Here is a 25219-nt window from a genome sequence, read left to right as displayed (position 1 = left end):
TTTGTACGCACAACACAAAAATTTGACATGAGTAACAAGCATATGACGCTGGGTGAGTTCATCATCAGCAAACAAAAAGACTTTAAGTATTCTTCTGGTGAATTATCTCGCTTAATAAATTCTATCCGCTTAGCTGCTAAAGTAGTAAACCACGAAATTAGAAAAGCAGGATTGGTTGATATTACTGGAGCTGCTGGTGATATTAATGTACAAGGGGAAGCACAACAAAAGTTAGATGTTTTAGCCAACGATTTATTTAAACAAACATTGATTAATCGTGAGATTGTTTGTGGTATTGCTAGTGAAGAAGAAGACGATTTTGTAATTGTTGAAGGTCAAAACAAAGCCAACGAAAATAAATATGTGTTGTTAATGGATCCTTTAGACGGATCATCTAACATTGATGTAAATGTTTCTGTAGGAACTATTTTTTCTATTTACAGAAGAATTTCTCCAGTGGGAACTCCTGTTACCAAGGAAGACTTTTTACAAAAAGGTAGCGAACAAGTAGCCGCGGGTTATGTAGCTTATGGTACCTCAACCATGTTAGTGTTTACTACTGGTAATGGCGTAAACGGATTTACCTTAAATCCTGCTATTGGTACTTTTTACTTATCGCACCCTAACATGAGTTATCCTGAAATTGGTAGAATTTACTCGGTAAGTGAAGGATATTTTACGCATTTTCAAGAAGGAATGAAACGTTTCTTAATTCACTGTAAAGAATTAAACGAAGCAGATAACCGTCCGTACACAGCTCGTTATATTGGATCGTTAGTTTCAGATTTCCATAGAAATATGATAAAGGGTGGTGTTTATATTTATCCTGCAACTGCTATAACACCTAAAGGAAAACTACGCTTGTTATACGAATGTAATCCTATGGCTTTTATTTGTGAGCAAGCAGGTGGTAAAGCTTCTGATGGTTTTACTCGTATTTTAGATATTAAACCTACCGAGTTACACCAACGTGTACCTTTTTATTGTGGTAGTATACAAATGGTTGAAAAAGCTGAAGAATTTATGACTGAATTTTCTGCTGATGAAAAGCCAACCTATTAAAGAATAGTTATTATTTATACTCAAATAAATTATCCCTAAGGCAAACAGTTGTTTGCCTTATTTTTTTGGGTTAAATTTACATTCGGAAAAACGAAAAAATTAATCTATTAAAAAACAAATAATTATGGCTTTTAACTTACCAGAATTAGGATACGCTTACGACGCTTTAGAACCACATATAGATGCTAGAACTATGGAAATTCACCATAGCAAGCACCACAACGGATATACCACTAAATTAAATGCTGCTATTGAAGGTACTGATTTAGAAGGAAAATCTATCGAAGATATTTTAACTAACTTAGATATGAACAACGCTGGTGTTCGTAACAATGGTGGTGGTTTTTACAACCACTCTTTATTCTGGACAGTAATGAACCCAGAAGATAGAGGATATTTATCTGGAGAATTAAAAGATGCTATCGAAGCTGAGTTTGGTTCAAAAGAAGCGTTTATCGATGCTTTTTCTAAGGCAGCTGCTACACAATTTGGTTCAGGATGGGCTTGGTTATGTGTACACAAAGGAGGAAAAGTAGAAGTTTGCTCTACTCCTAACCAAGACAACCCATTAATGCCAGGTGTTACTTGTGGTGGAACTCCTATTTTAGGATTAGACGTTTGGGAACACGCTTATTACTTAAACTACCAAAACCGTCGTCCTGATTATATTGAAGCTTTCTTTAAAGTAATCAACTGGAACGAAGTAGAAAGAAGATATGCTGCTGCTAAATAATTAATAGCTTTAGCAATAAATACAAAAGACCTGCAAAAATGCAGGTCTTTTTTTATACCGTTTTTTGTAATCGAAAACTTTTTGTTCTTTCTTCAAAACTTGTTTGTGTGATTGGCAACACGGCTTTTTCAAATAATTCTAATAAATCTTCTGTATGTTTTGCTGAAGTTAATTTTATCAAATCAAAATACACAAAAGAGCTCCAAAGTATCGCCTTTAAGTCAGTCTTATCCTCGTTCCACATACGTATTTCAACTAACAAATTTCTATCGCCATAATTGATTAGCTGAGAATCTATCGTTACGGTTTCCATTAAGGTTGCCGGTTTTAAATACGCTATTTGATGTGAACCTACCACCCAGCTTTTTCCTCTTTCTTTTCCGTGTTGGTAAATATCTAAGTTATAATTAGCAATTAATTGATCTTCTCTAGCATTGATAAGATAATTGAAATAGGATGCGTTATTTAAATGATTGAAAGGGTCGCAATCTTGGAATCTGATTTTTGTTTTGCTTTCTAAAATTTTTGGTATTTCCATGGTATTAAATTTAAAATATACCAATCGGTATATTTCTGATTAAAAAAATAGTTATTGTTGTAATTCTTGTTTTATGATTTGCTGTAATACTGCAGATACATCTTTTAAGTAACTGTCATCTTTCATAATATGTGTCATATACACCGCTCCTTCAATCATGTAAAAAAAGCGTTTAGCGTACAACATACTATCTATTGATTTTTTAATTTCATCAGTTTCTTTTGCTTTTTCAATTAGCTGAGAAAACTGCTCTAAAATTCTGTGATTGTACGATTGAACCAATTGAGCTATTACTTTGTTTTGATTGTTAGCATCTACACCAATATTTAAAATAGGGCAACCGCCAAATTGTTGATTATATTCATAATAACCTTCATAAAAAAGTGCCACATTGAATAACATCTTTAAAGGCGTCTTCCCTCTATTAACAGTTTCATTAAGGTCTTTTAGCACTTTTCTTACTGAAAACTTAAATGATGCTATGGCTAAGTCTTCTTTGTTTTCAAAATGTCCGTAAATGGCTCCTTTGGTTAAACCAGTCGCTTCTGTTATTTTTGATAAACTCATGGCTGCATAACCATTCTTATTAAAAATAGGAGCTACGGTTTCTATGATAAAAGCCTTTGTTCTTTCTGATTTAGACACTTTTCAAAAAAGTTTGAGATACAAATATATAAAAATATACTGAACGGTATATTTTGTTTTATAGAATAAAAAAACCGAAGCTTATATACTTCGGATTTTTCGTTTTTATTTTTAATAGTCTTTCTACTTTGAAAGCGCTTGTTCTAAATCAGCCAATAAATCGTCTATATCTTCTACCCCTACACTCAAACGAATTAAAGAGTCGGTAATTCCTATTTTTAAACGATCAGCTTCAGGAATGGATGCGTGTGTCATGGTTACTGGGTGACTTACCAAGCTTTCTACACCACCTAACGATTCAGCCAAGGTGAAAATTTTAGTATTTTCTAAAAAAGTCAAAGCAGCTTGTTTACTCTCATCTTTTAAACGGAAAGAAACCATGCCTCCAAAATCATCCATTTGTTTTTTGGCGATTTCGTGATTTGGGTGACTTCCTAATCCCGGATAAAAGACTTCACTTACTTTTGGATGTGCTGATAAATATTGTGCTACTGCTTTTCCATTTTCACAGTGACGCTGCATACGTAAGTGCAAGGTTTTTACTCCACGCAGTGCTAAAAACGAATCCATAGGTCCTGCAATAGCTCCTGCTGCAAACTGAATAAAATGTAATTGCTTAGCCAACTCCGCATTTTTAGTTATCAAAGCTCCCATTACCAAATCGGAATGCCCACCTAAATATTTAGTTGCCGAATGCATTACAATATCAACTCCAAAATCCAACGGACGCTGTAAATACGGGGTTGCAAAAGTATTATCAACCGCTACTACAACATTTTTCTTTATTGTTTTTACCGCTTTGGTAATTTCCTCAATATCCGCAATTTTCATTAGTGGATTGGTTGGTGTTTCAATCCAAATGAGTTTGGTGTTTTCAGAAATAGCATTGGTTACGTTCGCCACTTCGTTCATATCAACATACCGAAATTGCAATCCGTATTTTTCAAACATGTTGGTAAACATTCGATACGTTCCTCCGTAAATATCATCTCCTGCAATGACCTCATCACCTGGATTCAACGTTCGTAATACACAATCTATCGCCGATAAACCAGAAGCAAAAGCAAATCCGTGTGTTCCATTTTCTAAAGCGGCAAATGCGTTTTCTAGAGCAGTACGTGTTGGATTCGCTGAACGCGAATACGCATATCCTTTGTTCACACCCGGACTCGATTGTGCATAAGTGGACGTTTGAAAAATAGGAGGCATAACTGCACCTGTAGCTTCTTCAGGTTGTTGACCTCCATGTATGGTTTTCGTATTGAATTTCATCTGTTAACATTGGTTGATGCTTACTCCAAAAACAACATCAAATTATTAAAACTCTAAACCAATTTACTCAAGTTCATAATAATTCCTAAATGCATTCCTTCATGTAGATTATTAAAGGCTACAGCACTTTCAAAAGAATCTATTACAAAACCTGTGCTTGTTTCGTATTCTTGATACTCTTTAAAAATACCTGCTTCAAAGTCTTCTTCTAAGGTTTCTGGCAAACCAATTAATAGTTCTTTTACCTCTTCAAATTCTTCTTCAGTAAAATCTTTGGTAGGAAAGGTTCCTTTTCTGTATCCTTCAATTAACTCATCAGGCGCTAAACAATCCAATCCAGATAATTTGTAATGTAATAATTGCTGTGTAACTACTAAATGTGCTACATTCCAAGCAATATTATTGTTAAACCCTTCAGGAGTTATATGCAATTGTTCTAATGATAAACCTTCGATTCTTTTTAAAACTAAGTCTCTTGATCTTTTTAAAACTTCAAACTGTTTGTTCATTTTTCTACTTATTTTAGCTATTTCAAAGATACCTATTTAGCCATGAAAACCTGCAATGAGTGTTTGTTATTTAATGGTTAAAACTAAATTATAGCTAATACAATAAAACGTAAACAGATGAAGAAAGTGTATTTTTTACAAACCTGTGATACTTGTCGAAGAATTTTAAAAGACGTAAATCTTGACGGTTTTGAAAAGCAAGAAATAAAAGCCAACCCAATCACCGTTGCCCAATTAGAAGAAATGCGTGAGTTAACAGATAGCTACGAAAGTTTATTCAACAAGCGTGCTAAACTGTATCGAGAAATGGATTTAAAGAACCAGAATTTAACGGAAGTTGATTACAAACAATATATCTTAGATGAATATACCTTTTTAAAACGCCCCGTTTTTATTGTTGATGACCAAATTTTTATTGGAAACAGTAAAAAGGTAGTAGAAAACTTAAAAGAACTTGTGGGTTAAATAACTAACAAACTCCGACTGTAAAATGTCGGAGTTTTCTATAATGCTAATTTATATACTTCCCTTCGACTACGCTCAAGGAATATAGAAAGCTTTATTAATTTGAAGCTATGCTTTTATTTTTTGTAGATGCTTCTACCATAGCAGATAATTCATCCATGGTAAGGTTGGTTTTAATTCCTAACAATACCATTTCGTCACTTTTATCGTGAACGTTGACAATAATTTCTTTAATACGGTCTTTTGTTTCTCTAAAATACACCGTAACTCTTTCGTTACCATCTTTGACTCTTACTAAAGTTTTCAATTTATTTCTTCGTGCAAACTTTTGAAAATCTTTTTGTACAGAAGCCATGTTGTCATTAAACACCATGATTTTATAGTTTTTAGATTTCTTTAAGAAGACCCCAAACTCATCAGTATCTTCATCAGAGATGAATATATTGGCAAAAAAACTAGGAATATTTAAAGATACCTCTGCTCTATCTTTATTAGATTGGTAAAATGTTTTAAAGTTTTCTTTTTGCGCAAAAGAACTTAACACAAAAAGGCAGCAAAAGATGGTTGCAAATCGTTTCATAATAAGAGTGTTTTAATTGAAGACGACTGCAGCATAAATTTGTTACAAACAAAAAAGCCTTAACTTATTCAGTTAAGACTTTTTAGTTGGCCCACAAGGACTCGAACCTTGAATATCGGTACCAAAAACCGGTGTGTTACCATTACACCATGGGCCAATGTTTACAGTGCAAATATAAAAACAAAGTTTTATATTTAGAAATCATTAAACACTTTTTATAAAAAAATCCTCACGAAGTTCGTAAGGATTTTGTTGGCCTACAAGGACTCGAACCTTGAATATCGGTACCAAAAACCGGTGTGTTACCATTACACCATAGGCCAATTGCTTATTGCGGGTGCAAATATAAAACAAAGTTTTATTTCAGCAAATTTTTTGTGCTTTTTTTCGTTTACTTCTTTTTCAACCTCAAAAATTTCATTTAACAGAACTTTATATAGGAGGTTATTTTAGAGAAACTGTTAAAATTATATTTTTGTTTTCAACGAAAAAATCATTAGTAATTAATACATTCGTACTTTATATCTAGATAAAAAACTATGACTGAGTTTAACTATAAAAAGTGGAACATCATTTTAGGATGGGTTTCGTTTGCGGTAGCGTTGATCACTTATACCTTAACCCTAGAACCTACTGTGAGTTCATGGGATTGTGGAGAATACATTGCAACTGCTGTAAATTTAGAAGTTGGACACCCTCCTGGTGCTCCTTTGTTTCAAATGTTAGGTGCTTTTTTCGCTATGTTTACTAGTGATCCTAGTCAGTTGGCAAAAATGGTCAATTTTATGTCTGGATTGGCAAGTGCTTTTACCATCCTCTTCATGTTTTGGACAATTACCAATTTAGCTAGAAGAATGGCTATAAAAAATGGAAAACTGGGTAATAATGAAGCTATTGCTGTATTAGGAAGCGGATTAGTAGGTGCTTTAGCGTATACTTTTTCAGATAGTTTTTGGTTTAGTGCTGTTGAAGGGGAAGTGTATGCTATGTCTTCTTTCTTAATGGCGCTACTATTTTGGTTAGGATTACGTTGGGAAAGTGAATTAAATACTCCTAGAGGAAATAAATGGTTGGTATTAATCAGTTTTGTAGTTGGACTTTCTTTTGGGGTTCACATACTATCTTTATTAGTAATTCCTTCTATCGTTTTGGTATATTTCTTTAAAACGTATAAAGACATCAACATCAAAACAACGGCAATTGCTACCCTAGTTGCAATACTCGTCTTAGCATTTGTGTTTAAGTTTTTATTCCCTTTTACTTTAAAATTCTTTAGTGTTGCTGAACTATTTTTTATCAACCAAGTGGGATTACCTTATAACTCAGGAACCATTATTGCTGGAATTATTTTAATCGTTTTATTTTTTTACGGATTAAAATATACACGTAAGAAAAGCTTGGTGACTGCAAATACCTTGATACTATCTGTATTATTTATCATGGTTGGATTCTCCTCTTGGTTAATGTTACCAATTCGTGCGAATGCTGATACCATTATTAATGAAAATAACCCATCAAGTGCCCGCGAATTATTAGCATATTATAACCGTGAACAATACGGTGATTCTAATGTTTTTTATGATAATTACTATTCTGTAGCTTATGATAGAGAACAAGATGCCGACAATCCTTATAAAGACGACAAGCCTAAGTATGAAAAAATAGATGGTAAGTATGTTATTGTTAACAAATACAAAAACGTACTTCCTAATTACTCAAGCAAACACAAAGGATTTATTCCTCGTATGGTAAATCCTGCTTCTGAGCAACAATACAAAAGTATTGCGGGTATTCCTGCACGAAGTAAAAGACGTCCAACGTTTTTAGAAAACATCAAATTCATGGTTGATTTTCAATTCGGATATATGTACGGGCGCTATTTTATGTGGAACTTTGTAGGTCGCCAAAACGATATTCAAGGACATTTAGATGTTGAAAATGGAAACTGGTTAAGTGGTATTGATTTTATTGATGAAGCCCGCTTAGGCTCACAGCAAAAACTACCAGATGATGTTAAAAACAACAAGGGACGCAACACCTACTTCTTTTTACCTTTTATTTTAGGGCTTATTGGTTTGTTATATCAGCTCAATAGAGATAAAAAGAATTTTTATGTGTTAACACTGTTCTTTTTGTTTACTGGGTTAGCTATTATATTTTACACCAACCCTAAGCCTTTTGAACCTCGTGAACGTGATTATGCGGTAGTTGGTTCGTTTTATGTGTTTGCTATTTGGATTGGTTTCGGAGTGCTTGCCCTTTATGATTACTTTAAAAAGTATGCTAGCAAAAAAGTGGTAGCTATCGCTGTTTCAGTGGTTTCATTGTTAGCTGTCCCTGCTTTAATGGGCTTCCAAAATTGGGATGATCACGACAGAGCTGATCGTTATTTAGCACAATTAAATGCACAAACCTATTTAGAGAGTTGTGACCCAAATGCAATCATCTTTACTATTGGAGATAACGATACTTTCCCTCTTTGGTACATGCAGCAAGTAGAGGGTATTCGAAGAGATATTAAAATAGTAAACACAAGTCTTTTTCAAACAGATTGGTACATCGACCAAATGAAAAAGAAAACCTACGATGCTGAGCCAATTCCGTCACAGTTAACACACGATCAATATAAGTATGGAACCTTGGACATGGCATATTACTACCCTCTTCCTCAGTTAAAAGATTCTTTGCTTACCATAAAAGATTTTATGCGTTGGATAGCTAGCGATAATGATGCTACTTATTTAGACGCAGGAGATGGTGCTAAAGAAAAATTCTATCCAACTAACAAAATTCGCATTCCTGTTAACAAAGAAAATGCGTTAAAAACTGGGTTAGTAGCACAAAAAGATGCTGATAAAATAGTAGATTACATTGATATTACAGTAGATAATAGAGCTTTGTCAAAAGCACGCCTTTTAATGCTAGATATCTTAAATAATTTCGATTGGAAACGACCTATTTACTTTACTGGTGGTGCCAATGCAGACGAAGAATACATTTGGTTAAAAGATTACTTACAATTAGATGGAATGGCATACAAATTAGTCCCTATTAAAACCTCTAATAAAGGGCGAACAATTTTTGACATGGGACGCATAGATCCTGAAAAAATGTATGACAATGTTAAAAAATGGGATTGGAAAACCATTAACAATGGTGAAATATACTTAGATGAACAAAGTAAGCGTAACGCAATTTCATTACGTAATAACTTAATTCGTTTATCAGAAGAGTTTTTACAGAAGGGAGATTCTGTAAACGCAAAAGATGTATTAGATTTATCCTTACACAAAATGCCTATCAAAGATTTTGATCACTACAACTTCTCTTTAGGTTATCCAGAGTTATATTATCGTATAGGTGATATTGAAAAAGCTCGTGAAACGGCTGAAACTTTGGCTGATATTTTTCAGCAAAAACTTATCTATTACGACACCTTTAAAAGTGAAGATATTGGTTTAATTATTGACAACTTAGAAACAGCTTTGTACATGTATCAAAACTTAGTTCAGCAAATTACTCGATACGACAAAGATGAAGAGTATGGTAAAAAGTTTTTTGAAAATTACCTAACTCATGCACGTTTATTTGAGCGTTTAATGCCAGAAGACGAACCTGAACTACCTCAAGAACTTGACACTATTAAACCTTAATTTAATGAGGTTATATTTTATAAAGACACCACGTATACTTAAACAACTTTTTGCTAAGTATACGTGGTCTTTTTTTACCAATAAGAAAGAAATATACCTCACTTTTGATGATGGCCCTATTCCTGAGGTTACTGAATTTGTACTTAATCAATTGAATAAATTCAATGCAAAAGCCACCTTTTTTTGTATTGGTGATAATGTTCGAAAACACCCTGCTGTTTTTTCAAGAATAGTTAACGAAGGACATTCGGTAGGAAACCATACTTTTAATCACTTAAACGGCTGGGAAAACAGTAATACGGCTTATATTGAAAACACGAGTAAATGTGAAAGCTTATTACCTGATCAAAGAACAAAATTATTTCGTCCTCCGTACGGAAAAATAAAGAGAAAACAAGCTAAACAACTTCTTGCTAGTGGTTATAAAATTATTATGTGGGATGTATTATCAGCAGATTTTGACCCGACTATCACGAAGGAAACATGTTTGCAAAACGTACTTAAAAACGTTGAGAATGGGAGTATCATCGTTTTTCACGACAGTATAAAAGCTAGCGACAACTTGTATTATGCGCTTCCAAAAGTTTTAAAAGAATTTTCGCAAAGAGGGTATAACTTTAAAGCAATCACTTAAACAAACTGCTGAACCAATCCTATTAGGGTATTTGCGTCTTGCTCTCCTGTTTGACGCCATTTCATCTCACCGTTTTTATAAATCATAAAAGTAGGATTCCCCTTAACTCGTAAGGCATCGGCAAGAATTTCATTCTTTTTAATATCTATTTTAATTACTTTGGCTTTATCACCTAATGCAGCAGCTACATCACGAAGTGTGTCTAAACTAGGTTCTAACTCACTCCAATCTGCATAAAAATCGATTAACACAGGTTTGTTAATGCTTATAATTTCACCAAACTTTGTCATCTTTTGCATACGTTTAATCACTAAAGAGTCTAAAATTACTAATTTTTTGTTAGGTAATTAGTATCAAATTCTTAAAAATACTGAAAATCAGGCTTTTTTTAACTCAATTACCGTAATTTCTGGCCAAATTCCTACCCTACCAGGAAAGGCATGATATCCAAAACCTCTATTTACATTAATATACCTATCGTACTCTTTATACAATCCTGCCCATTGCTTATAGACATATTTTGACGGACTCCATTTAATCCAACCAGGAATTTCAATACCAAACTGTAAACCATGCGTATGTCCACTTAAGGTTAAATGATAATTAAAGTCATCTTGTTTTACTTTATATTCCCAATGGCTTGGATCGTGCGATAGCAAAATTTTAAAATCGTCTTGTTGCACTTCTTTAGAAGCTACATGCAAATCGCCTGCTTTGTTAAAACCCTTTCCCCAATTCTCTACTCCTATCAATGCTATTCTTTGCCCATCTTTTTCAATATATCTATGCTCATTTAACAATAAATCAAATCCTATTTTAGGATGAATCTCTTTTACCGCCTGAAAATTTGCTTTTTTATCTTCTGGTGTTTTCCAATCAGAATAATCACCATAATCATGATTCCCTAAAATAGAATATTTTCCCATAGGAGCTTTCAATTCAGAAAACACAGACATCCAATCGTCCATTTCATAAGCAAAATTATTTACAATATCTCCTGTAAATAAAATCATATCAGATTGTTGCTGATTGATTAAGTCTACTCCATATTTTATTTTTTCTTTATTATCAAAACTCCCTGAGTGAATATCGGTAATGTGAGATATGGTAAGTCCGTCAAAAGCCTCAGGCAAATCTTTAAAGCTTAACTGATATTTTAGTACTTTGTAATTGTATTTTCCTTTAAAAATACCGTATAGCATACTTGCAAATGGTAGTGCTGCCAACCCTAAGGCTAGTTTTGATATAAAAGCTCTTCTACCAACCAAGTCTTTGGTTTCTTCTTTGAACAAAAACGAGATTCCTTTTTGAGACCACCTAACTACATCTTCTCCAAACATCAATAAGAAAATTACCACTTTAGGAACCAAAACAAGTAAAAGCATACCCATTGCCCATTGAAATTCTCTTGTTTGCCCTGAACTCCTATCGTAACCAAAAATTACATAAAAAAAGTGTATGTAAGCTAACAACCCAATCAACAACCATCCATAACGAATAAGTTTACTTCTTGTAAGTGTTTTGATTGCTTGAAAAGCATACGCTTCAAACACAATAATTATTGCGGATATTATAATAACTGTAACTAACCAACGAGACATCTATTTCATTTTTAAGGAGAAACAAAGATACTGCGATTCTTAAAATTGATTTTTAACATCTTGTTAAAGTTTTGTAGCTTTACCTCCAAAGTTCATAGAAACAATAGTTTTTCTACTTTTTTTGTAAACACATCGGTATCAATATTTTATTTCAACAGGCTCAAAACACAACATGGCAAATTATAAACGACTTTTTTTACTCGACGCATACGCGTTAATTTTTAGAGGATATTATGCCTTTATAAAAAACCCACGTATCAATTCAAAAGGGTTAGACACCTCAGCTATTATGGGGTTTACCAACTCTTTACTAGATGTAATAAAGCGTGAAAAACCAGATTATTTAGCCGTTTGCTTTGACAAAGGAGGAAGTACTGACCGCGTTGAAGCTTTTGAAGATTACAAAGCAAACCGACAAGAAACTCCTGAAGCTATTCGTTTAGCAGTGCCTTATATTGAAAAAATATTAGAAGCCATGAATATTCCTGCCATTGTAAAAGAAGGGTATGAAGCTGATGATATTATAGGAACACTTGCTAAAAAAGCCGAGAAAGAAGGGCTTCACACCTATATGGTAACGCCAGATAAGGATTTTGCCCAACTGGTTTCTGAACATATTTTTATGTACCGTCCACCTCGTATGGGAAATGGATATGAAAAATGGGGTATTGAAGAAGTAAAAACTAAGTTTGGTGTTGAAAGCCCATTACAAGTAATTGACTTTTTAGGAATGATGGGTGATGCTGTTGATAACATTCCTGGTTTGCCTGGTGTTGGTGAAAAAACAGCCAAAAAATTCATTGCCGCTTATGGAAGTATGGAAGGCTTGTTTGAAAATATACATGAGCTAAAAGGAAAAATGAAAGAAAAAGTAGAAGCCAATCAAGAATTAGGCTTGCTTTCTAAAAAACTAGCGACCATTATGCTAGATGTTCCTGTTGAGTTAGAATTGGATAAATTGGTTTTTGAGCAACCCAATATTGAAGCGACCAAAGAAATTTTTACTGAATTAGAATTTCGTCGTTTAACCGAAAATTTCTTAAAAACATTTGCTCCTTCTGAAGAAACTACTACCACGACTGAAAAACCTAAAACAACAAAGGCTAGTACCGCAGGTCAGTTTGATTTATTTGCAACTCCTGGTAGTGGAAGCACTACTAAAGACACAAATATTAACGGTTTTAAAACCATTGAAAACACAAATCATTTCTATCAATTAGTAGAGACCCCTCTTTCAAGAAAATTATTGTTAGAGAAATTAATGCAACAAAGTTCTGTGTGTTTTGATACGGAAACAACCGGATTAAAAGCCTTAGAAGTTGAGCTAATTGGAATTGCTTTTTCATGGGAAGTAGGTAAAGGGTACTATGTTTCATTTCCAGAAGATCAAGAAGAAACAAAGACTATTCTAGAAGAGTTCCGATCATTTTTTGAAGCTGAAACCATTGAAAAAATTGGTCATAATTTAAAATACGATATTAAAGTATTATCAAATTACAACATGCCTGTAAAAGGGAATTTGTTTGACACCATGATTGCGCATTACCTTATCAATCCTGATATGCGTCACAACATGGATGTGCTTGCTGAAACCTACTTAAACTATCAACCTGTGTCTATTACAGAATTGATTGGTAAAAAAGGTAAAAATCAACTTTCAATGCGACAAGTTGAACTCCCTAAGCAAACCGAATATGCTGTTGAAGATGCAGACATTACCTATCAGTTAAAAGAGCATTTTTCTAAAGAGCTAGAAAGTGGTAATGTTACGAAGTTATTCAACGAAGTAGAAACACCATTAGTTTCTGTACTAACAGCTATGGAGATTGAAGGTATTAATTTAGATACTGATTTCTTAAAAACACTTTCGAAAGCCTTATCTAAAGACATCTCACAACTTGAACAAAACATATACGAACAAGCCGGTGAAGAATTTAACATTGCATCACCTAAACAATTAGGTCCTATTTTGTTTGATAAACTAAAACTAGTTGACAAACCTAAGAAGACTAAAACAGGTCAATATTCAACAGCAGAAGATGTCCTTTCTTATTTAGCTAAAGACCATCAAATAGTTGCTGATATTTTAGAATATCGTCAGTATAAAAAATTACAAAGTACTTATGTTGATGCACTTCCTAATGAAATTAACCCTAAAACTGGAAGAGTGCACACCGTATACGCTCAGGCTGTTGCAGCTACAGGACGCTTAAGTTCTAACAATCCGAACTTACAAAACATTCCTATTCGTACAAAACGCGGACAAGAAGTGCGTAAGGCCTTTATTCCGAGAAATGAAGACTATGTATTGTTAGCGGCTGATTACAGTCAGATTGAACTACGAATTATCGCTGCTTTAAGTGAAGAAGAAACGATGATTAAAGCCTTTCAACATGGTGAAGACATTCACGCTTCTACTGCTGCAAAAGTATTCAACGTTCCTATTGAAGAGGTAACCCGTGAACAACGTAGCAATGCTAAAACGGTAAACTTTGGAATTATTTACGGCGTTTCTGCCTTCGGATTGAGCAATCAAACCGATTTGTCTCGTAAAGAGGCGAAAGAGTTGATTGATACCTATTATGCAACCTATCCAAAACTACGAAATTATATTTCTAAGCAGGTAGATTTTGCGCGTGAACACGGATATGTAGAAACGATATTACATCGTCGTCGTTATTTAAAAGACATCAATTCTCGAAATGCTATTGTTCGTGGTGCTGCAGAAAGGAATGCGGTAAACGCTCCTATTCAGGGGTCTGCTGCCGACATCATTAAACTTGCCATGATTAATATTTACAAACGATTTGAACAAGAAAACTTTAAGTCGAAAATGTTATTACAGGTACATGATGAATTGGTTTTTGACGCACATAAAGATGAATTGGATACTATTAAACCGATTATTAAACAGGAAATGGAAAACGCTTTTAAAATGAGCGTTCCGTTAGATGTTGAAATAGATACAGGAGCAAACTGGTTAGAAGCGCATTAAAGTTTAGCAATTGCCTTTGCTAAAATCTCTTTTACCTGAAGTTTTAAACTTTCTGGTTCAATGATTTTGGCATAATCTGAAAACACCATGTACCATCTGGAAAAACCGTGCTCTATATAAGATGTCATGAATGTCATTTCTACTTGGTTTCCTTTTACCTTTTCAGAGACAAAACCATGTTGCATTTTGCTATTGTTAATATATCGCACCACACTTTTATCAACAGAAATAACAACTTTTGTTTTGGGTATATTTTCATGCTGGTTGCGATATTCATCTAACGTAATGTGTTCTCTAGTAAAATTATATTGGGTTGATTTTATCGCTAACATTCTATCGGTTCTAAACTGTCTGTAATCGCTTCTTAAATGACAAAAAGCCAATACATACCAAAATCCTGATTCGTGATAAATCCCTACAGGTTCCACAAAACGTTCAGAAGGTGCTTCTCTATTTAATGCTTGATATTTTAAAAATACCTGTCTTTTTTCTGCAATGCTTTCAAACAAGGTTTCAAGTGCATTTGGCAGACTATCATTAAACAATTTATTTGTAGGATCCACCAATATTTGTGATTCTAAGGCAGAAATCCAATCTTTTTCACGACCGCGCAACACTGATTTTAGCTTCATCATAGCAGATTCGTAGTAATTCCCTAAAGATTTGTCTACAAACTTCTGCATTAGTTTTTCGGCAGCTACAAAACTTCCTACTTCTTCTCTAGTAAACATAACAGGTGGCAAACGGTATCCTTCCATAATAGAATAACCAACTCCTGCTTCACTTATAATGGGTACTCCTGATGCTTCAAGGGTTCGTATATCACGATAAATGGTACGTAGGCTTACCTCAAATCTGTCAGCTAATTCTTGTGCTTTTACAATACGTTTAGATTGTAACTGAATAAGAATGGCTACAATTCTATCAAAACGTTTTACCGTGTCTAAACTCATAATGTGATAACATATTTCCCAAAGATAGGATTTCAGGCTGAAGTATTTTTTAAATTTTAGCTTCAACATAATAACGATACTTTGTACAAAGTAACATACAGTAAGTGACAACCGCTTGTCAATAGTCTTTTTTAAAATTTATTTTTTCCTGCTGACATAAAGCTGTCACCACCCCATAGTATTTTTGGTTTCAAATAATAAAAATTACAATTATGGAATCAACAACGAACACATTATTAGAACAAGTAATTACACCTTCTGAGTTATTAGCACATTGGCAAGGGCATCGAGGTCTAACCCGAAGAACTATTGAAGCTTTTCCTGAGGAAGCCTTTTTTAATTACTCTATAGGAGGTATGCGTACTTTTGCTGAGATGGTTATGGAACTTTTGGGTATAGCAGGTCCGGGTATTAAAGAAATTGCTACTGGAGAAATTCAAGAATTAATTGAAGAGGTCGATCACGGCAACAAAAAAGCAAAAATTCTTGAATTTTGGGATAAGGCTACAGATGAAATAAACACTTATTGGGCTAAGATAAAACCAGAGCAGTTTCAACAAAACATTAAAATCTTTGGTCAATATGAAGGTACAGTTTGGTCATCCATCTTTTATTTTATTGATAATGAAATCCATCATCGCGGACAAGCGTATGTGTATTTACGTGCTTTAGGTATTGAACCTCCATTTTTTTATGAACGTTAATCAAGCTAAAATGAAAACAGTTTTGGTATTTAAAACATCCGTTACAAAAAACAAAGAAATTAAAATTGTTCAACCTACTTTAAATCGTTTGATTACCGAAAATGACCGCTGGAATTTTGACTTAGAAGATTGTGACAATATTCTTCGGGTAGAGACTCAAATGGTTAAAGCTGATGCCGTTTTAAAAGCAATACAACATCATGGTTTTTATTGTGAAGAATTGTTGTAAAAACGGCAATATTTTCTAGAAACAACAAAGTATAATGTAATAAGAAACCGAATAGAGAAGCAATTAGTTTCTTTATTCGGTTTCTTTATTCTTTCAAGATGGTATTATCTATTTTATTACAAATGTTTCATTTTGTATCCAGTTAGCCCTTAGTTTAAACACAGTTTCTAAATAGATAATTTGCTCTGGCTGTTTTCTTAACAAGAAATCTCCAGTATCCCACATACGATTGTTGTTTTTATCAACTATAGCCCTAACACTATATTCTTTCGGATCTAATAGGGTAAATTCTATTTTTTTAGACGAAGTAAGGTATCTTTTCTCTACGACCTTATCTTGACTTAATAGTTCAATAATAACAGGAGATTCTGTTTCATTTTTAACATCCAATACAATACTTCCATAATCTTCTACAGTACGCGTTGTGAATTTATAATCTAACGTATCGTTTGTCGTTTCATAAAGATCAATTATTCCTTTGGGTACCCCTTTAAAAATGTATCCATATTTAGGTTTCTTTTCAAACAATACAGCCAGTTTATTAATCGACTGCTTTTTCAACTCAAAAGGGACAGCAACAGTATCTTGATCAATCAATGAAAACTTTGACTTATCATAAGAAACAATTGGGTTGTTTGTTTGGATAAACATGGTGTCTTTTAAGTTTAAAATGCCACTTACACTAGATGACACAGATAAAGAGTCGATCTTCTTTTTTCTTAAAAACACGGTTACAGTGTCTTTAAAATTTTGGTTATTCACTATAAAATTTAAGGAATCTTTCTCTATAGGTGTATGCCAATAATTGAGTGTATCTTTATCTTCCTCAAACTGAGTAAATGATTTGTAATCTTGTGGAACTTCCGATAGCAATTCAATAGTCATGTCTTTTTGCTTACCTTCAAAACCGAACTGAATTTTTCCTTTTGTAACCTCTTTTCCTCTTTTAAATTTATACGGCTGAATTTCTTTAAAAAAACGAATGGGTTTGTTTAGTAAAGTATCTTTAGCTAACGTAATTGTATCTATTACAAAACCTATTTTATCTGTTCTACTATTAAATATATAATCGTTTGATGGTTCTTTTAACGCTAACATTAAATACTTTCCTTCACGCAGGTTACTAAACTCAAAATTTGTAGAATCTAAAGTACTTGTTACATAGTTTGGTTTTTTCTTAAAAACAATAGAATCATTGTAGGTACTATCGAGCTTGTATAACAACACACTTACTTCTTTTACTTCTTTTTTATCAAAAGCATCAGCTACTGCACCTTTAATTTTTAAAGAATCAATATAATTTCCTGTTGAAAACACATATTTAAAACTCTCTAACTTATTGTTTTCATTGTTATCCTGAACAGCATTCCCAAAGTTAAAAGTATAGGTAGTATTTGGTTGTAATGTGTCTAATATTTTAATATTAATATACTTACTCGGTGTTCCTTGAGGCGTAATTAATAACGGGTTTTTCATTGGAGGAGAAACAACCAACTGTTTTTGCAAATCTTTTAAAATAATATACTCATCAAAATAAATACGAATATTATCCTCTTTAAAATGAATCGTTTCATACGGAGGATTTGCAGTAACCATTATAGGTGGAGTTTCATCTTTAGGACCTCCTTCAGGTCGTCCTTTACGTGCACAACTACTTATTAAAAAAGCGAAAAGAGTTACTAAGATAAAGTGTTTATTTTTCACAAATTAATGGTTTAAAATCCATTTTCAAAAGTAGTAAATTAAGATGGAATGGTATCAGTCTTTTTGTGTATACGCCATCGTTGCAACACTAATTGTAATGTTTTTTGTTTTTAAAAGCTCGTTTGCACAAGCTTCTAATGTTGCTCCTGTAGTAATAACATCATCAATCAGTAAAACATGTTTATTCTCAAAAAGAGTGGTATTAACAAGCTTAAATTTTGTGTTGCTATTAGAAAATCGTTCAAATCGTTGTTTTAAGGTTTGTGTTGTTGTTTTAGAGGTTCTAATAAGAACATTTGGTATATACTCTATGCTTAAAATATCACTCAATCGTTCACCAAACATAGTTACTTGATTATAGCCCCTACTTCGAAGCTTTTTTAAATGTAAAGGTACGGGAACAATGTAATCTACCTCTGCAAACGTATTCATTATTTTTAACTTCTCACCAAACCAGTCTGCTATGAATACCCCTATTGCCTGCTGCTTTTTATATTTTAACTCATGGATCAGTTTTTGAGTAACTCCATTCTTTTTGTAGAAAAGAAAAGAACGGACATTTTGAATAGGCACTTTTCCATAAAAATTTGACATTAATGTAACATTTATATGCTTATTATCGTCTATAATTGGTAAGTCGTTTTTACAGATAGTACATAAGAATGTTTCATTTTGTAACAACGTTATTTCACAATTAACACATAAATTGGGATAGAATAAATAGAATATCTCTTTTAAAAATTGCATCTTTACAAGCCTTTTTTAACAGAAAGATACAAAAAACAACAGAAGTTATATTTTGAGTAAAAAGTTTAATTTTTTCAAAGAAGCCGTAAAAAATTACAAAACATCAGGTACAATTGTTCCAAGTTCTAAATACTTGGCACATAAAATGCTAAAAGAAATTGACTTTAAAACGGCTGAAGTTATTGTAGAACTAGGCCCTGGAAATGGCGCTATAACTCAATATATTTTAAAAAAACTCCACCCAAAGACCATACTTATTTGCTTTGAAATAAACGATGCTTTTTACCAGGAGTTAAAAAAAATAAATCACTCCCAATTAATTGTTTTAAAAGCTTCTGCCGAAAACATAAAGTTAGAAATAGAAAAGTTAGGCTATACAAAAGCAGACTATATTGTTTCTAGTTTACCTTTAACTATAATTCCTAAAGAAATATCGCACTCCATCTTAACAAAAAGCTATAACTTTTTAACTACTACTGGGCTTTTTATTCAATATCAGTACAGTTTAACCTATTATAAAAAACTGAAAGAAGTCTTCGGCAATGCAATTAATTTAAGCTTTGAGCCTCTAAATTTTCCCCCTGCTTTTATTTACAAATGTGTTAAAAAATAAATAGTATATTAGCACAGAGCATAACCCTCATTACAACCCCTAAAATGATGCCTGTCTCAAAAATAAAAAACAACGGCTTCATTGCCTTTTTAATTTTACTAATACTTGTTATTGGGTTTTTATCTTATGAAAACGCCAGAGATTACTCTGAACTCAAAGCTGTTTTTGAGCTTGAAAAAAAGGAACTTGAAAGTGAATTAACAACTATTATTGAAGACTATGAAGAGGCTAGTTATAAGAAAAGTGAGTACTCATTAAAGCTAAAAGGTGAACTTCATAAAGTAATTCAACTCAGAGACTCTGTAACAAACTTAAAGGAAGTAGACTATAAATTTATTAGGTACTACAGAAAAAGAACTGGGATACTTATTGAGGAAAACAAAAAACTTTTTACTCAAATAAACCGCCTTAATTCAATTAACAATGAATTAATTACAAAAAACGATAGTGTTCAAGAAGCCCTATTAGTTAAAGAAAAACAAAATGCAAAACTCACCAATATAAATCATTTTTTAAGCAAAGAAAAACAAGCCTTAAAAAAGAAAATAGCTACTGCAGAAGTTATTGAAATTTCTACTATAAAAGCAGAAGCTATGAAGAAGAAAAAAAATGGAAGGTTTACCTCAACCTCCAGATCTAACAAAGTGAATGCCTTTAAAATAGAATTTGATTTGTTAGAAAACAAAATAGCATCTCCTGGCCCTAAAGAAGTTTATATTCAAGTAATAGACACCAACAAGAACGTTATTACCCCCATTAAAGAAGTAAGTTTACAAAACAATAAAAAAATATGGTGTAGTGATATTTTAATTGCAGAATATAACAACAAACAACTATCTATGATTTCTTTTGTAAATGTGGATAGTAAAATTAGTGCAGGCACTTATCATATAAACACATTTGTAAATGGTATTCTTACTGGCAATAAATCTTTAGCACTTAAATAAAAAACACTCAAATTAATAAATAACTTAATATAATCAATCCCCCCCTAAATCATGAATCAACAAAAAACCAAGAATGTTTCAATTTTAGTATTAATTATCTTATCACTTTTCCTTTTTTATTACTCATTTCAAAAGTCAAATGAAAACAAAAATCTTCAAAACATATTCTTAGAAGAAAAAGCCGAGTTACAACAAGATCTCGACGAAATGATTAAAGACTACACCGATGTTGTAATTGGTAAAAAACGTTTAGCTGATAGACTAGAAATAGAGTTAACAAAAATGAAAAATTTAAGAGACTCTATAAAAGAATTAAAATCTGATAATTTTGGTCTTATTGGAAAATACCGAAGAAGGATTGCTAGTTTAGAACGCGAAAACAAAAAACTCTTCATTCAAATAGACTCTCTAAATAGTGCCAATGAAGCCTTAACACAAGAAAATGTTATCGCCAACGAAATTTTACAGCAAAAAGATAGTGTAAATGAAACTTTAACAGAAAAAAACAAAGAGTTGGAAGCCAAAGTAGCAATTGGCGGAGTTATTAAAACTAGTCCTGTAAGGGCTATTGCTATGAAAGAGCGTAGTAGTGGTAAATTAACCTCTACAAGTAGGTCGAGTAGGACAGATGCTTTCAGAATTAATTTCGATTTGTTAGAAAACCCAATTACTACTGCTGGTGAAAAAAATGTTTATATTCAAATTATTGATGAAAATAAAAAAGTAGTCGCTCCTAAAGGAAAAACTGACTTAAAAAACGGGCAAAAAGTTCAGTATACAGACTCTCTTGAAGTTAACTATAACAACAACCGTTTAAGTCTTGTTTCTTTAGTTTTAGTTAATAGAGACGATATTAAAAAAGGAAAGTATACTATTAGTGCTTTTGTTGATGGTGTATATTCAGGAAATACTACCATAAATTTACGATAAGAGTTGTTAAAAATAAAAAATGTAACTAAAGAGTGAAGAGTTTAATTAATTCTTCACTTTTTTCTTTTTACATACCTTTAGTTTAAATCCTTGTTTTATTTTTGCAACATGGCAAAACAAGAAGATCAATTTAAAAAAGTATTATCACACGCAAAAGAATACGGATATGTATTCCAGTCATCTGAAATTTACGATGGTTTAAGTGCGGTATATGATTATGCTCAAAACGGAGTAGAATTAAAGAAAAATATTCGTGATTATTGGTGGAAAGCAATGGTGCAAATGCACGAAAACATTGTAGGTATTGACGCATCAATACTAATGCACCCAACTACTTGGAAAGCCTCAGGCCACGTTGATGCTTTCAACGATCCTTTAATTGACAATAAAGACTCTAAAAAGCGTTATAGAGCAGATGTTTTAGTTGAAGATTTCAGAGAAAAAATTAATGAAAAAATTCAAAAAGACATCACTAAAGCAAAAAAACGTTTTGGAGATGCTTTTGATGAACATGAATTTAGAAGTACCAATCCAAATGTTTTAAGACGTCAAAAACAAATGGACGAGATAACTCTTGAACTTACAAGAGTGCAAGAAGAAAACGATTTAGAAGGGTTTAGAAATTTAATTATAAACTTAGGTATTACTTGTCCTGTTTCAGGTTCTAAAAACTGGACAGAAGTTAAGCAGTTTAACTTAATGTTTGGTACGCAACTTGGCGCTTCTGCAGACAGTTCTACTAAGGTATATTTACGTCCAGAAACCGCACAAGGTATTTTTGTAAACTTCTTAAACGTACAAAAAACTGGGCGTATGAAAATTCCTTTCGGAATTGCTCAAACAGGTAAAGCCTTTCGTAATGAAATTGTAGCACGTCAGTTTATTTTTAGAATGCGTGAATTTGAGCAAATGGAAATGCAGTTTTTTGTAAAACCAGGGACTCAAAAAGAGTGGTATGAAAAATGGAAAGAGAACCGCTTAAAATGGCATATGTCTTTAGGTATGGGAGAAGAAAATTATCGCTTTCATGACCATGATAAGCTAGCGCATTATGCTGATGCTGCAGCTGATATTGAATTTAATTTTCCTTTTGGGTTTAAAGAGCTAGAAGGAATCCACTCGCGTACTGACTTCGATTTGAGTCAGCATGAAAAATTTTCTGGTAAAAAACTTCAGTACTTCGACCATGAAGATAATACAAGTTATGTTCCCTATGTAGTTGAAACCTCAATTGGTTTAGACAGGATGTTTTTAGCTGTTTTCTCTAATTCTTTACAAGAAGAGGAGTTGGAAAATGGTTCTACACGAACTGTTTTAAAATTACCAGCAGTATTAGCTCCAACTAAAGCCGCTATTTTACCGTTGGTTAAAAAAGATGGGTTACCTGAGGTAGCTCGTAAAATTGTGGACGATTTAAAATGGGATTTCAATGTTGTTTATGATGAAAAAGATGCTGTTGGAAGAAGATATCGTCGTCAAGATGCTGTTGGTACACCTTTTTGTATTACTGTAGACCATGACACTTTAGAAGACCATACTGTTACCATTCGTCATAGAGATACTATGGAACAAAAACGTGTTAAAATAGAAGAATTAAGCAACATTATTAAACAAGAGGTAGATGTACGCTCTTGGCTACAAAAAATGGAAGCATAACTCTGAAAACGACAAAATAAAACAAGAATCCTAAACGTAACGGTTTGGGATTTTTATTTTTGCGATAGTAAATAACGTTACAAACCTTAACATTACTTAGAAGCTTTAATAGTAAACTAAAACTAAGAAAAATAGATGAAAACTATACTTAAAATATTATTCATCATCTTTTTAATTTGGATGATTGTAGGGGCTTATCTTTTAAACACAGAGCACCCTAAAGCTCAAGTCGTAATGGGCTTAGGCGTTTTATACATGTCTTTTATATTAATGCCTTTATTTATCTATTACAGATACAAAGATGGCAAGTATAAAAAATATGTAATGAATTCTGATAAAGACAAAAAAAAAGCTGAAGAGTAATCTTCAGCTTTTTTATTTTATATACAGTGCACTATTGTAACGTAGGCGAGTAATTTGTTGGGTAATCATCTGGTTTGGCTAAACCATCTTTACCAACAGTAAAGTTAGATCCGTAGGTAACATCAATAGCAGCTAACATTTTATTAGCCATTAAAGCATACCCTCTACCGGTTAAGTGAATTCCATCCAAACCAACTAAACCACCAGTTACTAAACTAGTATTCATATTGTAATTTCCGAACTCTAACCCAACTGTAGAAGCTTCTTCTAAAATAGCTTTAAAATCTACAAAAGCATATCCATTGGTATCTGCCATTGTTTTAAGACTTGTATTATACGCATCTGTTGCTACTTTTATTTCTGCTTGTTCACTAGGAACTAATACCCATTTGTCTTCTAATGGTAAAGACACTCCTTCTACAGAAAACATTCCTGCTAACTGTCCTGGTAAGCCTTGCATCATTAAAAACTGAACAGAATCTGTGTTTACTTCCCCTATTACATTCATGCTAGGCAGTACTAATAAATCATCTTCAGTTGCTTGTCTTGCTTGACCATAATAAGTACCTAATAACCCAGCTACTTTTTGTAAAGTGGTTACATCGGTAGGCAATCCAAAGCTCGCCACGAAAGGAGGGAACGTAGGACTTGCTAACAAAGCTCCCACAATTTGAGCCGTTTTATCTTCCAACGATTCATCCTTAATCACAACGGCACTTGCAGCATCTGTAGCAAATACAATTGATCTTTCTGGAACACCAATAGCCTCAAAAACTCCATTGATAGCTCCAAAAACATTATTTAATGTTGGTATTTGTGCACCAAAACTTGGATTGCTTGGATCTAAAGGAGCATATGGTACCGTCGTAAAATGAGGTAAACTAGTAATATATGGTAAGTTTGCTACTACACCTTTTGCTCCTGTTGATTTTAAAGCTGTTTCAACCGTACTTAAAGCAAAATCAAAGGTTGCGGTAGGTGTAATTGGACTAGAACCGTCTCCTCCAGAGATAGCATACCCTAACACATCGTTTCCTCCAAACTCAGACAACGTAAAAAATGTTGGACTTTGACCAACTGCCAATTCAATAATAGAAGCATTTGTATTGCCAGCTACTCTCACAGCATAAGGATTTGCAGCTGCTGGAAAATTAGCTAAACTACCATATCCTGGTGCAATAAAATGCGTACTCTTTGCTCCTGGCACTCCTACATTATTGAACGGTCCTGTTGGATTGTTCAATGCAAAATCTGTAGTAGACACTGCCATAGGATTAACATTACTTAAAGAGGTTGGCCCTTCACCATTAAAAGTTAGTCTTACATCAAATAACCTTTCTCCTGTTACTGGATGTAATACAGGGTTTCCTGCTAAAATTAAACCTCCATAATTATCATTCATTAAAGGCTGTGTAAAATCTCCGCCGCCTACCATCGCAAATTTTTTAGCTAAGGTATTTGGAAACGAATTTTGTTGCCCTGCTTTAAATAAAGCATTGTCAGTAAAACCAGCTGTAAAAGAGGCTCCGATAGCAACGTATTTTGAAAAATCTGCGCTTCCTGCTTGTAATGCTACGGTACTCTCTGCTTCCCCTTTTATTTCGGGTAATGTGTTATCTACATCACAGGCGGCTAACCCTAGAAATAATGCAGACAAAAAAGTATATTTAATTGTATTTTTCATTG

24 protein-coding genes and 2 tRNA genes are annotated in these 25219 nt (G+C 33.1%); 13 read left to right on the top strand and 13 right to left on the bottom strand.

All coding sequences use genetic code 11. The features are described 5' to 3' along the window. Window positions 1-27 precede the first annotated feature (27 nt). The gene (gene fbp, locus ACN0WY_RS07265) at window positions 28-1062 is read left to right on the top strand and encodes a class 1 fructose-bisphosphatase (RefSeq protein WP_099215066.1); all 1035 of its coding nucleotides are present in this window, start codon (window positions 28-30) and stop codon (window positions 1060-1062) included. A gap of 124 nt (window positions 1063-1186) precedes the next feature. Further along, window positions 1187-1795, top strand: coding sequence for a superoxide dismutase (locus tag ACN0WY_RS07260; protein ID WP_047788194.1), 609 nt, complete (start codon window positions 1187-1189; stop codon window positions 1793-1795). 52 nt (window positions 1796-1847) lie between these two features. Here the strand turns inward: ACN0WY_RS07260 and ACN0WY_RS07255 are convergent, their stop codons facing one another. From ACN0WY_RS07255 to ACN0WY_RS07240, 4 genes are all read right to left on the bottom strand, one after another. Beyond that, a complete protein-coding gene (locus ACN0WY_RS07255; protein WP_417799943.1) occupies window positions 1848-2333 on the bottom strand; it encodes an acyl-CoA thioesterase in 486 nt (161 codons plus the stop codon). Window positions 2334-2384: 51 nt separating this feature from the next. Continuing rightward, window positions 2385-2978, bottom strand: a complete 594-nt coding sequence (locus tag ACN0WY_RS07250; RefSeq protein WP_417799942.1) for a TetR/AcrR family transcriptional regulator — start codon at window positions 2976-2978, stop codon at window positions 2385-2387. A 123-nt stretch (window positions 2979-3101) separates the two neighbouring features. Further along, window positions 3102-4250: a cystathionine gamma-synthase gene (locus ACN0WY_RS07245; RefSeq protein WP_417799941.1), complete on the bottom strand. Its 1149-nt coding sequence runs from the start codon at window positions 4248-4250 to the stop codon at window positions 3102-3104. Window positions 4251-4303: 53 nt separating this feature from the next. Next, complete coding sequence (locus tag ACN0WY_RS07240; protein ID WP_330487847.1) at window positions 4304-4759, bottom strand: DinB family protein; 456 nt, start codon at window positions 4757-4759, stop codon at window positions 4304-4306. Window positions 4760-4876: 117 nt separating this feature from the next. Between ACN0WY_RS07240 and ACN0WY_RS07235 the strand changes: the two genes are divergently transcribed. Beyond that, window positions 4877-5224: an arsenate reductase family protein gene (locus tag ACN0WY_RS07235; RefSeq protein WP_417799940.1), complete on the top strand. Its 348-nt coding sequence runs from the start codon at window positions 4877-4879 to the stop codon at window positions 5222-5224. A 97-nt stretch (window positions 5225-5321) separates the two neighbouring features. On the opposite strand, the gene ACN0WY_RS07230 is transcribed toward ACN0WY_RS07235, so the two are convergent. From ACN0WY_RS07230 to ACN0WY_RS07220, 3 genes are all read right to left on the bottom strand, one after another. Further along, on the bottom strand, window positions 5322-5804 hold the full coding sequence (locus ACN0WY_RS07230) for a DUF4252 domain-containing protein (RefSeq protein ID WP_417799939.1): 483 nt from the start codon (window positions 5802-5804) through the stop codon (window positions 5322-5324). A gap of 86 nt (window positions 5805-5890) precedes the next feature. After that, window positions 5891-5961: transfer RNA gene (locus ACN0WY_RS07225), tRNA-Gln, on the bottom strand. A gap of 95 nt (window positions 5962-6056) precedes the next feature. After that, window positions 6057-6127, bottom strand: a tRNA-Gln gene (locus ACN0WY_RS07220). Between the two features lie 216 nt (window positions 6128-6343). On the opposite strand from ACN0WY_RS07220, the gene ACN0WY_RS07215 reads away from it, so the two are divergent. Together ACN0WY_RS07215 and ACN0WY_RS07210 are read left to right on the top strand one after the other, a co-directional pair. Then, on the top strand, window positions 6344-9457 hold the full coding sequence (locus ACN0WY_RS07215) for a protein O-mannosyl-transferase family (RefSeq protein WP_417799938.1): 3114 nt from the start codon (window positions 6344-6346) through the stop codon (window positions 9455-9457). 4 nt (window positions 9458-9461) lie between these two features. Next, entirely contained in the window at window positions 9462-10091 is a 630-nt protein-coding gene (locus tag ACN0WY_RS07210) for a polysaccharide deacetylase family protein (protein ID WP_417799937.1), read from the top strand. On the opposite strand, the gene ACN0WY_RS07205 is transcribed toward ACN0WY_RS07210, so the two are convergent. Both ACN0WY_RS07205 and ACN0WY_RS07200 read right to left on the bottom strand, forming a co-directional pair. Continuing rightward, window positions 10088-10381 carry a thioredoxin family protein gene (locus ACN0WY_RS07205; RefSeq protein ID WP_099215056.1) on the bottom strand — a complete coding sequence of 98 codons (294 nt, stop codon included), beginning with the start codon at window positions 10379-10381 and terminating at the stop codon, window positions 10088-10090. The two genes, ACN0WY_RS07210 and ACN0WY_RS07205, sit on opposite strands and share 4 nt — an antisense overlap. An 87-nt stretch (window positions 10382-10468) precedes the next feature. Next, the gene (locus ACN0WY_RS07200) at window positions 10469-11692 is read right to left on the bottom strand and encodes a metallophosphoesterase (RefSeq protein ID WP_417799936.1); all 1224 of its coding nucleotides are present in this window, start codon (window positions 11690-11692) and stop codon (window positions 10469-10471) included. A 172-nt stretch (window positions 11693-11864) separates the two neighbouring features. On the opposite strand from ACN0WY_RS07200, the gene polA reads away from it, so the two are divergent. Next, window positions 11865-14687, top strand: a complete 2823-nt coding sequence (polA, locus tag ACN0WY_RS07195) for a DNA polymerase I (protein WP_417799935.1) — start codon at window positions 11865-11867, stop codon at window positions 14685-14687. Here the strand turns inward: polA and ACN0WY_RS07190 are convergent. Further along, complete coding sequence (locus ACN0WY_RS07190; RefSeq protein ID WP_417799934.1) at window positions 14684-15640, bottom strand: helix-turn-helix transcriptional regulator; 957 nt, start codon at window positions 15638-15640, stop codon at window positions 14684-14686. The genes polA and ACN0WY_RS07190 overlap by 4 nt on opposite strands. Window positions 15641-15852: 212 nt before the next feature. Between ACN0WY_RS07190 and ACN0WY_RS07185 the strand changes: the two genes are divergently transcribed. Next, a complete protein-coding gene (locus ACN0WY_RS07185; RefSeq protein ID WP_330487838.1) occupies window positions 15853-16344 on the top strand; it encodes a DinB family protein in 492 nt (163 codons plus the stop codon). Window positions 16345-16354: 10 nt separating this feature from the next. Further along, entirely contained in the window at window positions 16355-16573 is a 219-nt protein-coding gene (locus ACN0WY_RS07180; protein ID WP_417799933.1) for a hypothetical protein, read from the top strand. Between the two features lie 108 nt (window positions 16574-16681). Here the strand turns inward: ACN0WY_RS07180 and ACN0WY_RS07175 are convergent, their stop codons facing one another. Together ACN0WY_RS07175 and ACN0WY_RS07170 are read right to left on the bottom strand one after the other, a co-directional pair. Beyond that, the gene (locus ACN0WY_RS07175; RefSeq protein WP_417799932.1) at window positions 16682-18277 is read right to left on the bottom strand and encodes an Ig-like domain-containing protein; all 1596 of its coding nucleotides are present in this window, start codon (window positions 18275-18277) and stop codon (window positions 16682-16684) included. Window positions 18278-18331: 54 nt separating this feature from the next. Continuing rightward, complete coding sequence (locus ACN0WY_RS07170; RefSeq protein WP_330487835.1) at window positions 18332-19024, bottom strand: ComF family protein; 693 nt, start codon at window positions 19022-19024, stop codon at window positions 18332-18334. 52 nt (window positions 19025-19076) lie between these two features. Between ACN0WY_RS07170 and ACN0WY_RS07165 the strand changes: the two genes are divergently transcribed. The 5 genes from ACN0WY_RS07165 (at window position 19077) to ACN0WY_RS07145 (ending at window position 23533) form a co-directional block, all read left to right on the top strand. Next, a complete protein-coding gene (locus tag ACN0WY_RS07165) occupies window positions 19077-19637 on the top strand; it encodes a class I SAM-dependent methyltransferase (protein ID WP_330487834.1) in 561 nt (186 codons plus the stop codon). Between the two features lie 44 nt (window positions 19638-19681). Further along, window positions 19682-20584, top strand: a complete 903-nt coding sequence (locus tag ACN0WY_RS07160) for a hypothetical protein (protein WP_330487833.1) — start codon at window positions 19682-19684, stop codon at window positions 20582-20584. Between the two features lie 51 nt (window positions 20585-20635). Then, window positions 20636-21514 (top strand): hypothetical protein, encoded by an 879-nt coding sequence (locus ACN0WY_RS07155; protein WP_330487832.1) that lies wholly within the window; start codon window positions 20636-20638, stop codon window positions 21512-21514. A gap of 108 nt (window positions 21515-21622) precedes the next feature. Beyond that, window positions 21623-23170, top strand: coding sequence for a glycine--tRNA ligase (locus tag ACN0WY_RS07150; protein ID WP_330487831.1), 1548 nt, complete (start codon window positions 21623-21625; stop codon window positions 23168-23170). Window positions 23171-23305: 135 nt separating this feature from the next. Beyond that, entirely contained in the window at window positions 23306-23533 is a 228-nt protein-coding gene (locus ACN0WY_RS07145) for a hypothetical protein (RefSeq protein WP_330487830.1), read from the top strand. A 31-nt stretch (window positions 23534-23564) separates the two neighbouring features. Here the strand turns inward: ACN0WY_RS07145 and ACN0WY_RS07140 are convergent, their stop codons facing one another. Continuing rightward, entirely contained in the window at window positions 23565-25217 is a 1653-nt protein-coding gene (locus ACN0WY_RS07140; RefSeq protein ID WP_330487829.1) for a G-D-S-L family lipolytic protein, read from the bottom strand. Window positions 25218-25219 lie beyond the last annotated feature (2 nt).

Origin of the sequence: Tenacibaculum sp. (genome assembly GCF_048269885.1) — a bacterium.
Lineage (GTDB): Bacteria > Bacteroidota > Bacteroidia > Flavobacteriales > Flavobacteriaceae > Polaribacter.
This window is presented reverse-complemented; position numbering and strand designations above follow the sequence as displayed.